The following is a 13,105-nucleotide window of genomic DNA, read 5'->3' on the forward strand; positions in this document are numbered from 1 at the left end:
GTTACACTTTCGTCTTCCTGACGTGATGGTCCTCCGCTTCGCGGACCTGGCCACACAAACGAAGGGCGGCCCCCGCAGCGGTTCCGGGTGGGGGTGAGATCGGGTGGTTCCGCGCTGGAGTAGCGCGGGCGGCACCGGCGGAAGGGCTCGCAAGGGTCCTTCCATCGAGGTCAACCTGGTCCGGCGCCGGAGCCTGGGCACACTCCCTGGGCCGGGTCCATGAAACCTTTCAGGTTTCACGGGCTTCCAAGCACACCGGAACCTTGTTAGTATTGCTGGTTCAATTTTTGATCCATCCCGCCGGAACCGCGCGCCTCCAAGGTGCGCTGTCGGCCATCACTCAGCTGGAGAACCGCGTCATGGCGCGTATTGCAGGCGTCAACCTGCCAGCCCAGAAGCATGTCTGGGTCGGGTTGCAAAGCATTTACGGCATCGGCCGTACCCGTTCGAAGAAGGTCTGCGACGCTGCAGGCGTGACCTCGACCACCAAGATCCGCGATCTGTCGGAGCCGGAAATCGAGCGTCTGCGCTCGGAAGTGGCCAAGTACATCGTGGAAGGCGATCTGCGCCGTGAAATCGGTATCGCGATCAAGCGCCTGATGGACCTGGGCTGCTACCGCGGTCTGCGTCACCGTCGCGGCCTGCCGCTGCGTGGTCAGCGCACCCGTACCAACGCCCGCACCCGCAAGGGCCCGCGCAAGGCGATCAGGAAGTAAGGGACCTAAGAAATGGCTAAGCCCGTCGCTAAGACCAAGAAGAAGATCAAGCGCGTCGTCACTGACGGCGTTGCCCACGTCCACGCTTCGTTCAACAACACCATCGTGACCATCACCGACCGCCAGGGCAACGCTCTGTCGTGGGCGACGTCCGGTGGCGCTGGCTTCCGCGGTTCGCGTAAGTCCACCCCGTTCGCTGCCCAGGTGGCTGCCGAGAAGGCCGGCCGTGCCGCGCTCGACTACGGCGTCAAGTCCCTGGAAGTCCGCATCAAGGGCCCGGGTCCGGGTCGTGAGTCGGCCGTGCGCTCGCTGAACAACGTGGGCTACAAGATCACCAACATCATCGACGTGACGCCAATCCCGCACAACGGGTGCCGTCCGCCGAAGAAGCGTCGCGTCTAAAGGAGCGATAAGAAATGGCTCGTTATATCGGTCCTACCTGTAAGCTCGCCCGCCGCGAAGGCGCCGACCTTTCCCTCAAGAGCCCGGCCCGTGCGCTGGACTCCAAGTGCAAGCTGGAGCAGAAGCCCGGCCAGCACGGCGCGACCGCCCGCAAGGGCAAGCTGTCCGACTACGCCACCCAGCTGCGTGAAAAGCAGAAGGTCAAGCGTATCTACGGTCTGCTGGAGCGTCAGTTCCGCAACTACTACAAGAAGGCCTCGACCAAGAAGGGCAACACCGGCGAGAACCTCCTGCAGCTGCTGGAAACCCGCCTGGACAACGTTGTCTACCGCATGGGCTTCGCTGTGACCCGTCCGGCTGCCCGTCAGCTGGTCTCGCACCGCGGTGTCACCGTGAACGGCAAGTCGGTCAACCTGGCTTCGTACCAGGTCAAGGCTGGCGACGCTGTTGCCCTGTCCGAGAAGGCTGCCAAGCAGCTGCGCGTGCAGGAAGCCCTGACTGTGTCCAGCACGCATGACCTGCGTCCGTCGTGGATCGAAGTCGATGCAGGCAAGTTCGCCGGCATCTTCAAGGCCGTGCCGGATCGTTCGGACCTGCCTGCGGATATCAACGAAGCGCTGATCGTCGAGTTGTATTCGAAGTAATTCACATTGGAGAGCCCCCGGCGACGGCCGGGGGTTCACTAGGAGAACCCGCAACATGACGGTTACCGCCAACCAGGTTCTGCGTCCTCGCGGTCCGCAGATCGAACGCCTTACCGACACCCGCGCCAAGGTCGTTATCGAACCCTTGGAGCGTGGTTACGGGCATACGCTGGGCAACGCCCTGCGTCGCGTGCTGCTGTCGTCCATCCCGGGCTTCGCCATCACGGAAGTCGAGATCGACGGCGTCCTGCACGAGTACACCACCCTCGAAGGCCTGCAGGAGGACGTTCTTGAAGTCCTGCTCAACCTGAAGGACGTGGCGATCCGTATGCACACCGGCGACAGCGCTACTCTGTCGCTGTCCAAGCAGGGTCCGGGTGTCGTGACCGCTGCCGATATCAAGGTCGACCACAACGTCGAGATCCTCAACACGGATCATGTCATCTGCCACCTGACCAAGGACACGGCAGTCAACATGCGCCTGAAGATCGAGCGTGGTTTCGGCTACCAGCCGGCGGCCGCGCGTCGTCGTCCGGACGAAGAAACCCGTGCCATCGGTCGTCTGGTCCTGGACGCCTCGTTCTCGCCGGTCCGTCGCGTCGCCTATTCGGTGGAAGCGGCCCGCGTCGAACAGCGTACCGACCTGGACAAGCTGGTGCTGGACATCGAAACCAACGGCACGATCGATGCCGAGGAAGCCGTGCGCACCGCCGCCGACATCCTCAGCGATCAGCTGTCGGTGTTTGGTGACTTCACCCACCGCGACCGCGGTGCGGCCAAGCCGGCCAACAACGGCGTGGATCCGGTGCTGCTGCGCCCGATCGACGACCTGGAACTGACCGTGCGTTCGGCGAACTGCCTGAAGGCCGAGAGCATCTACTACATCGGCGATCTGATCCAGAAGACCGAAGTGGAGCTGCTCAAGACCCCGAACCTCGGCAAGAAGTCGCTGACCGAGATCAAGGAAGTCCTCGCGCAGCGTGGTCTTTCGCTCGGCATGAAGCTGGAGAACTGGCCGCCGGCCGGTGTCGCCCAGCACGGCATGCTCGGCTGATCGAGTGTCACAGTTTTACCCCGCACCTTCGGGTGCGGGGGCTTTACCCGCAGCATCTCGCACCGACAGGCACCAGCCTGCGGTGACGGTCGGCCAGGAGGGCCGGCACCGGACCATCCGCAGTCCAAGCAGCAACGCCGGGAAGGCGACAGCGAAACCCAACCGATCCAACATTCTTTGAAGGAATACCCGTCATGCGTCACATGAAATCCGGCCGTAAGTTCAGCCGTACCAGCGCCCACCGCGAAGCGATGTTCAAGAACATGGCCGCGTCGCTGTTCAAGCACGAGCTGATCAAGACCACCCTGCCGAAGGCCAAGGAACTGCGCCGCGTCGCCGAGCCGCTGATCACCCTGGCCAAGGTCGACTCCGTCGCCAACCGCCGTCTGGCGTTCGCCCGTCTGCGCGACAACGAAGCCGTGGGCAACCTGTTCACCACCCTGGGCCCGCGTTACGCGAACCGTCCGGGCGGTTACCTGCGCCTGCTGAAGTGCGGTTTCCGCGCCGGCGACAACGCGCCGATGGCCTACGTGGAACTGGTTGACCGTCCGGCCGTTGCCGAAGCCGTCGAAGAATAATCTTCGACTGGCGGTACCCCAAGAATCATCGAGAAACCCGGCCTTGTGCCGGGTTTTTTGTTGGCTGCTGTTTGGTGCGTGCTACTGATTGCTGCGTAGAGCCGGGCGCTGCCCGGCTCGCTGTTGGTTTTTGGCGAACAGCTGCACGCTGATCGTTGCGTCGGTCCGGGCTCCGCCCGGTATGGGTTTGCGGGGTCGCCGCAAGTACGTCCTTGTAGGCTGCGTCGCCGCATCCATGCGGCTCAGCCCCCCGCAAACCCACACCGGGCGGCGCCCCCACAGTGCGTCGGTGTGCGTAGGGCCCATCGGCCGGGCGTGGGAGGTCGCGATCGTTTGGATGCCGGGCTGCGCCCGGCGCCTCTCCGCCAGGCGGCCGGGCAGGGCCCGGCTGCTCTTCCCCAACGAAGTAGGGCCGGGCGTGCCCGGCGTGCCTCAGATCGCGACCTCCCGCGCCCAGCCATTGGGCCCCATGCGCACCGACGCAACATTCGGGGCGGTGCCGGGGGTGGGTTTGCGGGGGAATGAGCGGCATGGATGCCGCGACTTAGCCTACATGGACGTACTTGCGGCGACCCCGCAAACCCACCCCCGGCGCCGCCGGGCACTGAACGTTTCGGCTGCGCGGCTGTTCGCCCAAAACCAACCGCAACAGCGCAGTCGGCAACCCCCGACCGACATACGGCAATCGTCTCCAAACCAACCCAATCACCACCCTGTTAATCTTGGCGCCTGGACTATTCACGAGTATCTGCAATGAATCCATTGCGCTGGAATTACCGCGCCCAGTTCCTGCTGGGTTTCCTGGTCTGCGCCGCCCTGCTGGGTTACGCGATCTGGCTGCAGTTGAAGATGGGCCTCGAGCCGTGCCCGCTCTGCATCTTCCAGCGCATCGCGTTCGCCGCGCTGGGCCTGTTGTTCCTGATCGGCGCACTGCATGGCCCGCGCGACCGGCCTGGGCGGATCACCTATGGCGTGTTGGCCTTCATTGCCGCAGCCGTGGGTATCGGCATTGCCGGGCGCCACGTGTACGTGCAGATGCTGCCGCAGGACATGGGTTCCAGCTGTGGGCCGCCGCTGTCGTTCCTGAGCGAAACCATGGGCCCGTTCGAAGTGTTCCGCACCGTGCTGACCGGTACCGGCAACTGCGGCAACATCGACTGGACCTTCCTTGGCCTGACCATGCCCATGTGGAGCCTGGTCTGGTTCAGCCTGCTGGGATTGTGGGCGCTGCTGGTCAGCTTCCGCCGCGTTGCCCGCCGCCACTGATTTTCTGTTGACCCCCTCGATTGACTGGATACTGCGATGACTGCCTCCGACCGCGCCACCCCCAACGCTTCCGTGCCGACCCACTGGTCGCCCGAGAGCTGGCGCGGCCGGCCCGCGCTGCAGATGCCGACCTATCCCGATCCGGTCGCGCTTGACGCCGCGCTGCATGAACTCAAGCGCCTGCCGCCGCTGGTGACCTCGTGGGAGATCCTCGCGCTCAAGCAGCAGCTCGCCGACGCCCAGGAAGGCAAACGGTTCCTCCTGCAGGGCGGCGACTGCGCCGAGAACTTCAGTGACTGCGAATCCACCACCATCTCCAACCGGCTCAAGGTCCTGCTGCAGATGAGCCTGGTGCTGGTGCACGGCATGCGCAAGCCGGTCATCCGCGTCGGCCGTTTCGCCGGCCAGTACGCCAAGCCGCGCTCGGCCGACATCGAGACCCGCGATGGCGTCACCCTGCCGAGCTACCGCGGCGACGTCATCAACGCGCCGGAGTTCAGCGAAGCCGCGCGCCTGCCCGACCCGCGCCGCATGCTGCAGGCCCACGCGCACTCGGCCATGACCATGAACTTCGTGCGCGCCCTGATCGATGGCGGCTTCGCCGACCTGCACCATCCCGAGTACTGGAAGCTCGACTGGGTACGGCACTCGCCGCTGGCCACCGACTACCAGAAGATGGTCTCCTCGATCGGCGACGCCGTGCATTTCATGGAGACCCTCTCCGGTGCGCAGGTCTACAACCTCAACCGGATCGACTTCTACACCTCGCACGAAGCCCTGCTGCTGCCCTACGAACAGGCGCTGACCCGCCAGGTGCCGCGCCAGCACGGCTGGTTGAACCTGAGCACCCACTACCCGTGGATCGGCATGCGCACCGCCGCACTCGATGGCGCGCACGTCGAATACCTGCGTGGCGTGCGTAATCCAATTGCGATCAAGGTCGGTCCGTCCGTGCAGCCCGACCAGCTGCTGCGCCTGATCGACGTGCTCAACCCCGACGACGAACCCGGCCGCCTCAGCTTCATCCATCGCATGGGTGCGGCGCAGATCGCCGAAAAGCTGCCGCCGCTGCTGGACGCCGTCAAGCGCGATGGCCGTCGCGTGCTGTGGGTGTGCGATGCCATGCACGGCAATACCGAAAGCACCAGCAACGGCTTCAAGACCCGTCGCTTCGACAACGTGCGTAGCGAAGTGGAACTGTCGTTCGACCTGCATGCCGCCGCCGGTACCCGCCTGGGGGGCGTACACCTCGAGCTGACCGGCGAAGATGTCACCGAGTGCACCGGTGGCGCGCGCGAACTGACCGAGCGCGACCTCGAGCGTGCCTATCGTTCTTCGGTGGATCCGCGCCTGAACTACGAACAGTCGCTGGAGATTGCGATGGCGATCGTGCGCAAGCAGGGGGGCGCGACGGCGTAAATGCCGCCGCGTGGCTGAAACTCCGGGTTGCCCCACGGACACGCGTGGCGTGTCCCTACATGACGATCATCCCGGTTCTGGCAACGTGGTTCCCGTATTTGAATCAATGCGGGAGCACGCATGCGAGTGGACTGGCAGATGGCCTCGGCGTACCTGTGGCCGATCGGAATCGCGCTGGCGGTGGGCATCACCGGGTGGTGGCTGCTGATGCTGTTGACCCGTCGGCTCAAAGGGCGCGACTACCGGCGTGCGCGCATCGCGCGCGTGATCAGTCGACCGCTCGCCTTCGCGCTACCGATGCTGGTGCTGATACCCGCACTGGAAGCCACCCCGCTAGACGGGCGCTGGCTCGACCAGTCCCTGCGCCTGCTGCATATCGGTCTCACCGCCTGTTTCATCTGGCTGCTGGTGCGCGCCGTGGCCGCCGGCGAACAGGCGATCCTGCGCGACAACCCGATGGAGGTCGCCGACAACCTGGAAGCGCGCCGCATCCAGACCCAGACCCGCGTGCTCAGCCGCGTGCTGATGGGCGCGATCATCCTGGTCGGCGCATCCATGGTGCTGCTCACCTTCCCGATGGTCCGCCAGATCGGCACCGCACTGCTGGCTTCGGCCGGCATCATCGGCCTGGTCGCCGGCATCGCGGCCAAGCCGGTGTTCGGCAACCTCATCGCCGGCCTGCAGATTGCGCTGACCCAGCCGATCCGGCTGGATGACGTGGTGATCGTCGAAGGCGAATGGGGGCGTGTCGAGGAGATCGGCAGCAGCTACGTGGTCGTCCGCATCTGGGACGAGCGGCGCATGGTGGTGCCGCTGACCTGGTTCATCGAGAACCCCTTCCAGAACTGGACCCGGCGCAGCGCCGACCTGCTCGGCACCGCCTTCCTGTGGTTGGACTACCGCGCACCGATCGTGGCGATCCGCGGCGAGCTCGAGCGCATCTGCAAGGGCGAGCCGCTCTGGGACGGCCGCGTCTGCGTCACCCAGGTCACCGAAACCAGCGAACACACCCTGCAGGTCCGCCTGCTGGTCAGTGCGCGTAACTCCGGCGACGCCTTCGACCTGCGCTGCATCGTGCGCGAACGCATGCTCGATTTCCTCGCACGCGAACACCCGCAGGCGCTGCCGCGCACCCGCGCCGAGCTGCTCGAACGCCCCGATCCGCCCACCCGCACCCCGCGTTCGCAACCGGCCGACGACGTACGCTCCCCGGGCGCCGAAGACGGGCCGCCGGCGGTGGTGCCGGTGGACGAAACCGTGGGGTGACGGTTACCGCGGGGTATCGTTGCCGAAAGTTGGCGGCTTCCGCGCCCGCGTACGCTGCTCGTAGTCGTACGCCAGCTCGATCAGCTTCGGCTCGCTCCACGCGGTGCCCATGAACAGCAGTCCCAGCGGCAGCCCGTTCACGTGCGCCATCGGCACGCTCAGGCTGGGATAGCCCGCCACGGCGGCGGCACTGTAGTTGCCACCGGGGAACGCGTCTGTCTCGCCGGTGCGGATCGGCCAGGCCGTGCCCGTGGTCGGTGCCACCAGCGCGTCCAGCTGGTCGGCCTTGAGCACCGCGTCGATCCCCTCGGGGCCGGCCAGGCGGCGCGCCTGGGTGCGCGCGGCGATGTAGGCGGGGCTGCCCAGCCCGTCGGCCTGCGCGGCGCTCTCCATCAGGTCCTGGCCGAACAGCACCAGTTCCTTGTCGGCGTGCTCGCGGTTGTAGGCGATGATCCCGTCCAGGTCGCGTACCGGCGCCTGGTGGCGGGTCAGGTAGCGCTGCATGCCCGCCTTGAACTCGTGCAGCAACACCACCTGTTCGGCCTCTTCCCACTGGCCCTGGGTCGGCAGCTGCACCGGCACCACCACCGCGCCGGCGTCGCGCAGCACGCCCACCGCATGCTGCAGGGCCGGGGCCACCCCGGGCAGCTGGTCCAGCGGGCCATGCAGCACCCCGATACGCGCGCCGCGCAGGCCGTCCGGGGTCAGTCGCGCGGTGTAGTCGTACACCGCCCGGCCGGGCATGGTGGCGGTCGCCGGGTCGGCGTCGTCGCGGCCGGCCATCGCGGTCAGCAGGGCGGCCGCGTCGGCCACGCTGCGGGTGATCGGGCCGGCGGTGTCCTGGCTGAAGGAAATCGGCACGATCCCGTCGCGACTGACCAGCCCGACCGTCGGCTTGAGCCCGACCACCCCGTTCATCGCCGCCGGGCAGACGATGCTGCCGTCGGTTTCGGTGCCCACCGCGGCGGCGGCCAGGTTGGCCGAGACCGCCACCGCGCTGCCGCTGCTGGAACCGCAGGGCGTGTAGCCGGGCCGGTACGGGTTGCGGGTCTGGCCGCCGCGCGCGCTCCAGCCGGAAATCGACGCGCTGGCGCGGAAGTTGGCCCACTCACTGAGGTTGGTCTTGCCCAGGATCAGCGCACCGGCCGCGCGCAGCCGGGTGACCAGGAAGGCGTCGTCGGGGCGGAACCCGGTCAGCGCCAGCGAGCCGGCGCTGGTGGCCATCGGGCGTGCGCCGATGTTGTCCTTGAGCAGCAGGGGAATGCCGTGCAGGGGCCCACGCAGCTGTCCACGGCGGCGTTCGGCGTCCAGCGCGGCCGCTTCCTTCAGCGCATCGGGGTTGAGCTCCAGCACTGCATTGAGGCGCGGTCCGGAGCGGTCCAGCCGGGCGATCCGCTCCAGGTAGGCGCGGGTCAGGGTGACGCTGTCCAGCTCGCCGGCGGCCATCGCGGCCTGCAGCTGGGTGATGTCGGTTTCCGCGTAGGCGAACGGCGTGTCCGCCGGCGCGGCCGCATGCGCCTGGTTGAACAGATGCGCAGGCGAGGGCGTGCAGCCCGCAGAGGCCAGGGCCAGGATCAAGGCAGTGAGTGGCAGGCGCATCCGTGTATCCCCGGTACCCGTGCTCAGGCTAACCAGCGCATGCCGCGCTTGGCAACTCTCAGGCCCGCGGGTGGGCCGGGCCATGGCGCTTGCGGATGTCGCGGGCGAGCACGCCGACCACGATGAGGTTGATCACCAGCACCGTCCACGAGGCCCAGCCCGGGTGGCGGATGATCGCGAAGATGTCGAACGGCAGGTAGATGCCGGCGGTGACGCAGCCCAGCCAGGAGGCCCAGGCCTTGGCGCGCCAGAGGCCCCAGGCCTCGAAAAGATGCAGGATGCCGTAGGCGACCATGGCGGCAGCGGCCAGGTGCACGGCATCGGGGCTGATCATGTTGAGCAGCGAGGGCAGGGTGCCGTGATCCGGGTCCAGGCTGAAACGCCGGATCAGGGCATTGACCCCATTGCGCAGCGGCTGTGGGCCGAGGACTTCCAGCCCGGTGGCAGCCAGCAGCGCCAGGACCGCCTTGCTGGCTTCCAGCAAGGCGATCAGGTGAAGCCCCGGATGCTTGTGAGGATCCGGGTTGTAGACGGTGTCGGTCACGAGGGTCCGATCAGCCGCGCGAGGCCTTCTTGCGGTCGCTTTCGGTCAGGAACTTCTTGCGCAGGCGGATCTCCTTCGGGGTGATCTCGACCAGCTCGTCGTCCTCGATGAAGTCCAGGGCCTGTTCCAGCGAGTACTTGATCGCCGGCGACAGCTGGATCGCATCGTCCTTGCCCGAAGCGCGCATGTTGGTCAGCGGCTTGGTCTTGATCGCGTTGACGGTCAGGTCGTTGTCCTTGGAGTGGATACCGACCAGCTGGCCTTCATACACGTTGTCGCCTTCGGCAGCGAAGAGCTTGCCGCGTTCCTGCAGCGGGCCGAGCGAGTACGCCGGGGTGGCGCCCGGGGCATTGGCGATCATCACGCCGTTGATGCGCTTGGCGATCGCGCCCTGTTCCTTCGGACCGTAATGGTCGAACACGTGGAACAGCAGGCCCGAACCCTGGGTCAGGGTCTTGAATTCGTTCTGGAAACCGATCAGGCCACGGGCCGGGATCTGGTATTCCAGGCGCACGCGGCCCTTGCCGTCCGGCTCCATGTTCTTCAGCGCGCCCTTGCGGGTGCCCAGCTTCTCCATGACGCCGCCCTGGTGCTGCTCTTCGATGTCCACCACCAGCTGTTCGATCGGCTCCATGGCCTGGCCGTCGATCTGCTTGATGATCACTTCCGGGCGCGACACGGCCAGTTCATAGCCTTCGCGACGCATGTTCTCGATCAGCACCGACAGGTGCAGTTCGCCACGGCCGGAGACCAGGAACTTGTCGGCGTCTTCCAGCTGTTCCACCTTCAGGGCCACGTTGTGGACCTGTTCGCGGTCCAGGCGGTCCTTGATCTGGCGGCTGGTCAGGAACTTGCCACCGGACAGGTCCTTGTTGCCGGCGAACGGCGAGTTGTTGACCTGGAAGGTCATCGAGATGGTCGGCTCGTCGACGGTCAGCGCCGGCAGCGCTTCCGGGGTTTCCGGGTGGCACAGGGTGTCGGAGATGGTCAGCTCCGGAATACCGGAGATGGCGACGATGTCACCGGCTTCGGCGGTGTCCTGCTCGATGCGCTCCAGGCCCAGGAAGCCCAGCACCTGCGCGACCTTGCCGTTGCGCTTCTTGCCTTCACGGTCGATCACCGCGACCTGCATGTTCTTCTTCAGGGTGCCGCGCTGGATGCGGCCGATGCCGATCACGCCCACGAAGTTGTTGTAGTCCAGCTGGCTGATGCGCATCTGGAACGGACCTTCCGGGTCCACTTCCGGCTTCGGCGCGTGCTGCATGATCGCTTCGTACAGCGGGGTCATGTCGCCGTCGCGCACGCTGTCTTCCAGGCCGGCGTAGCCGTTCAGGGCCGAGGCGTAGACGATCGGGAAGTCGAGCTGCTCATTGGTGGCGCCGAGCTTGTCGAACAGGTCGAAGACCTGGTCGATCACCCAGTCCGGACGCGAGCCCGGGCGGTCGACCTTGTTGACCACCACGATCGGCTTGAAGCCCATCGCGAAGGCCTTCTGGGTCACGAAGCGGGTCTGCGGCATCGGGCCGTCCATCGCGTCGACCAGGATCAGCACGGTGTCCACCATCGACAGCACGCGCTCCACTTCGCCGCCGAAGTCGGCGTGTCCGGGGGTGTCGACGATGTTGATGCGGTTCTTGATCCCGGTCCGCTTGTCTTCCCAGGTGATGGCCGTGTTCTTGGCCAGGATCGTGATGCCACGCTCCTTTTCCTGGTCATTGCTGTCCATCACGCGCTCGGCGAGCACGGTGCGCTCGGAGAGGGTGCCGGACTGCTTGAGCAGCTGGTCGACGAGGGTGGTCTTACCGTGGTCGACGTGGGCGACGATGGCGATGTTGCGAAGATTTTCGATAGACATGCGAAAGGGGGCCAGTCGGCGCCGGATTTGGAAAAAGAAGTCCATCATTATACGGCTTTCATGACAGAACGCGAAAAGGCCCGTCCGCGCATTCAGGTGGAGCCTCGGACGGACCCCCGGCACCGCCCGTTCATCCATCGTCGGGGATGCCCGATCTGCTGCCGGGTGTAGAATCAGGGGGCTCAATACACCCCCGAATTCCCAAGGATCCACATGTCCCTTATCGCTACCTTCGACACCACCCAGGGCCCGATCAAGGTCGAGCTGTTCGCCGACAAGGCGCCGCTGACCGTGGCCAACTTCGTGAACCTGGTCAAGAAGGGCTTCTACGACGGCCTGATCTTCCACCGCGTGATCCCCGACTTCATGATCCAGGGCGGCTGCCCGCAGGGTCGTGGCACCGGCGGTCCGGGCTACAAGTTCGAAGATGAGAAGAACGGCGTGAAGCACCAGGTCGGTTCGCTGTCGATGGCCAACGCCGGCCCGAACACCAACGGCAGCCAGTTCTTCATCACCCACATCAAGACCGATTGGCTGGACGGCAAGCACACCGTGTTCGGCCAGGTGCTGGACGGCCAGGCCATCGTCGATTCGGTCAAGCAGGGCGACGTGATCCATTCGATCACCCTGGAAGGCGACACCGACGCCGTGCTGGCCGCCCAGGCCGACCGCGTCGCGGAGTGGAACAAGATCCTCGCCGCCTGATCCACTCCCACACAGCTTTTTAGCAGAGGAAATCCCCATGAAAGCACCTGTTCGTGTTGCCGTGACCGGCGCCGCCGGCCAGATCGGCTACGCCCTGCTGTTCCGCATCGCCTCCGGCGAAATGCTCGGCAAGGACCAGCCGGTCATCCTGCAGCTGCTCGAGCTGCCGGTCGACAAGGCCCAGGCCGCCCTGCGCGGCGTGATGATGGAACTGGAAGACTGCGCGTTCCCGCTGCTGGCCGGCATGGTCGGTACCGATGACGCCGAAGTGGCATTCAAGGATGCCGACATCGCCCTGCTGGTCGGCGCGCGTCCGCGCGGCCCGGGCATGGAGCGCAAGGACCTGCTGCTGGAAAACGCCAAGATCTTCACCGCGCAGGGCGCGGCGCTGAACAAGGTGGCCAGCCGCAACGTGAAGGTGCTGGTGGTCGGCAACCCGGCCAACACCAACGCCTACATCGCCATGAAGTCGGCGCCGGACCTGAACCCGCGCAACTTCACCGCCATGCTGCGCCTGGACCACAACCGTGCGCTGAGCCAGCTGTCGTCCAAGCTGGGCAAGCCGGTCGGTGGCATGGAGAAGCTGGTGGTGTGGGGCAACCACAGCCCGACCATGTACCCGGACTACCGCTTCGCCACCGCCGACGGCGCCTCGATCGCCGATGCGATCAACGACCAGGAATGGAACGCCAACACCTTCATCCCGACCGTGGGCAAGCGCGGCGCGGCGATCATCGAAGCGCGCGGTTCGTCCTCGGCTGCCTCGGCCGCCAACGCCGCCATCGACCACGTGCGCGACTGGGTGCTGGGCAGCAACGGCAAGTGGGTCACCATGGGCGTGCCGTCCGACGGTTCCTACGGCATTCCCGAAGGCGTGATCTTCGGCTTTGCGGTCACCACCGAGAACGGTGAGTACACCCTGGTCAAGGACCTGCCGGTCGACGACTTCAGCCAGAAGTACATCGACAAGACCCTGGCCGAGCTGGAAGAAGAGCGCGCCGGCGTCGCCCACCTGCTGGGTTGATCGGTTCGCACTGCGAACGACGAAACGGGGACG

The 13,105-nt window shown here is 66.0% G+C and carries 13 protein-coding genes; 10 read left to right on the forward strand and 3 right to left on the reverse strand.

Annotated features, from left to right (window positions below; all coding sequences use genetic code 11):
* Positions 1-359 precede the first annotated feature (359 nt).
* The 8 genes from rpsM to PDM28_RS04125 all read left to right on the forward strand — a co-directional run bounded on the left by rpsM (position 360) and on the right by PDM28_RS04125 (position 7,345).
* Positions 360-716 carry a 30S ribosomal protein S13 gene (gene rpsM, locus PDM28_RS04090; protein ID WP_017355426.1) on the forward strand — a complete coding sequence of 119 codons (357 nt, stop codon included), beginning with the start codon at positions 360-362 and terminating at the stop codon, positions 714-716.
* Positions 717-728: 12 nt separating this feature from the next.
* A complete protein-coding gene (rpsK, locus tag PDM28_RS04095) occupies positions 729-1,118 on the forward strand; it encodes a 30S ribosomal protein S11 (protein WP_017355427.1) in 390 nt (129 codons plus the stop codon).
* A 14-nt stretch (positions 1,119-1,132) separates the two neighbouring features.
* Positions 1,133-1,762 (forward strand): 30S ribosomal protein S4, encoded by a 630-nt coding sequence (gene rpsD, locus PDM28_RS04100; protein WP_070208999.1) that lies wholly within the window; start codon positions 1,133-1,135, stop codon positions 1,760-1,762.
* A 55-nt stretch (positions 1,763-1,817) separates the two neighbouring features.
* On the forward strand, positions 1,818-2,816 hold the full coding sequence (locus tag PDM28_RS04105) for a DNA-directed RNA polymerase subunit alpha (protein ID WP_068849481.1): 999 nt from the start codon (positions 1,818-1,820) through the stop codon (positions 2,814-2,816).
* Between the two features lie 194 nt (positions 2,817-3,010).
* Positions 3,011-3,394, forward strand: coding sequence for a 50S ribosomal protein L17 (gene rplQ, locus PDM28_RS04110; protein ID WP_070208998.1), 384 nt, complete (start codon positions 3,011-3,013; stop codon positions 3,392-3,394).
* Between the two features lie 753 nt (positions 3,395-4,147).
* Entirely contained in the window at positions 4,148-4,660 is a 513-nt protein-coding gene (locus tag PDM28_RS04115; RefSeq protein WP_311183896.1) for a disulfide bond formation protein B, read from the forward strand.
* Between the two features lie 36 nt (positions 4,661-4,696).
* Positions 4,697-6,079, forward strand: a complete 1,383-nt coding sequence (locus tag PDM28_RS04120; protein ID WP_311183897.1) for a class II 3-deoxy-7-phosphoheptulonate synthase — start codon at positions 4,697-4,699, stop codon at positions 6,077-6,079.
* Between the two features lie 120 nt (positions 6,080-6,199).
* Positions 6,200-7,345, forward strand: a complete 1,146-nt coding sequence (locus PDM28_RS04125; protein WP_311183898.1) for a mechanosensitive ion channel family protein — start codon at positions 6,200-6,202, stop codon at positions 7,343-7,345.
* Positions 7,346-7,348: 3 nt separating this feature from the next.
* Here PDM28_RS04125 and PDM28_RS04130 read toward each other — a convergent pair whose 3' ends face one another.
* The 3 genes from PDM28_RS04130 to typA are packed head-to-tail and all read right to left on the reverse strand — an operon-like array spanning position 7,349 to position 11,343.
* A complete protein-coding gene (locus tag PDM28_RS04130; protein WP_311183899.1) occupies positions 7,349-8,944 on the reverse strand; it encodes an amidase in 1,596 nt (531 codons plus the stop codon).
* Between the two features lie 58 nt (positions 8,945-9,002).
* On the reverse strand, positions 9,003-9,488 hold the full coding sequence (locus tag PDM28_RS04135; protein ID WP_311183900.1) for a DUF2127 domain-containing protein: 486 nt from the start codon (positions 9,486-9,488) through the stop codon (positions 9,003-9,005).
* 10 nt (positions 9,489-9,498) lie between these two features.
* Positions 9,499-11,343, reverse strand: coding sequence for a translational GTPase TypA (typA, locus tag PDM28_RS04140; RefSeq protein WP_070207582.1), 1,845 nt, complete (start codon positions 11,341-11,343; stop codon positions 9,499-9,501).
* Between the two features lie 213 nt (positions 11,344-11,556).
* Here typA and PDM28_RS04145 point away from each other — a divergent pair, with 213 nt between their 5' ends.
* Together PDM28_RS04145 and PDM28_RS04150 are read left to right on the forward strand one after the other, a co-directional pair.
* Positions 11,557-12,048 (forward strand): peptidylprolyl isomerase, encoded by a 492-nt coding sequence (locus PDM28_RS04145; RefSeq protein WP_070207581.1) that lies wholly within the window; start codon positions 11,557-11,559, stop codon positions 12,046-12,048.
* Positions 12,049-12,085: 37 nt separating this feature from the next.
* Positions 12,086-13,072, forward strand: coding sequence for a malate dehydrogenase (locus tag PDM28_RS04150; RefSeq protein ID WP_070207580.1), 987 nt, complete (start codon positions 12,086-12,088; stop codon positions 13,070-13,072).
* Positions 13,073-13,105: the final 33 nt, after the last annotated feature.

Origin of the sequence: Stenotrophomonas aracearum (assembly GCF_031834615.1) — a bacterium.
Lineage (GTDB): Bacteria > Pseudomonadota > Gammaproteobacteria > Xanthomonadales > Xanthomonadaceae > Stenotrophomonas > Stenotrophomonas aracearum.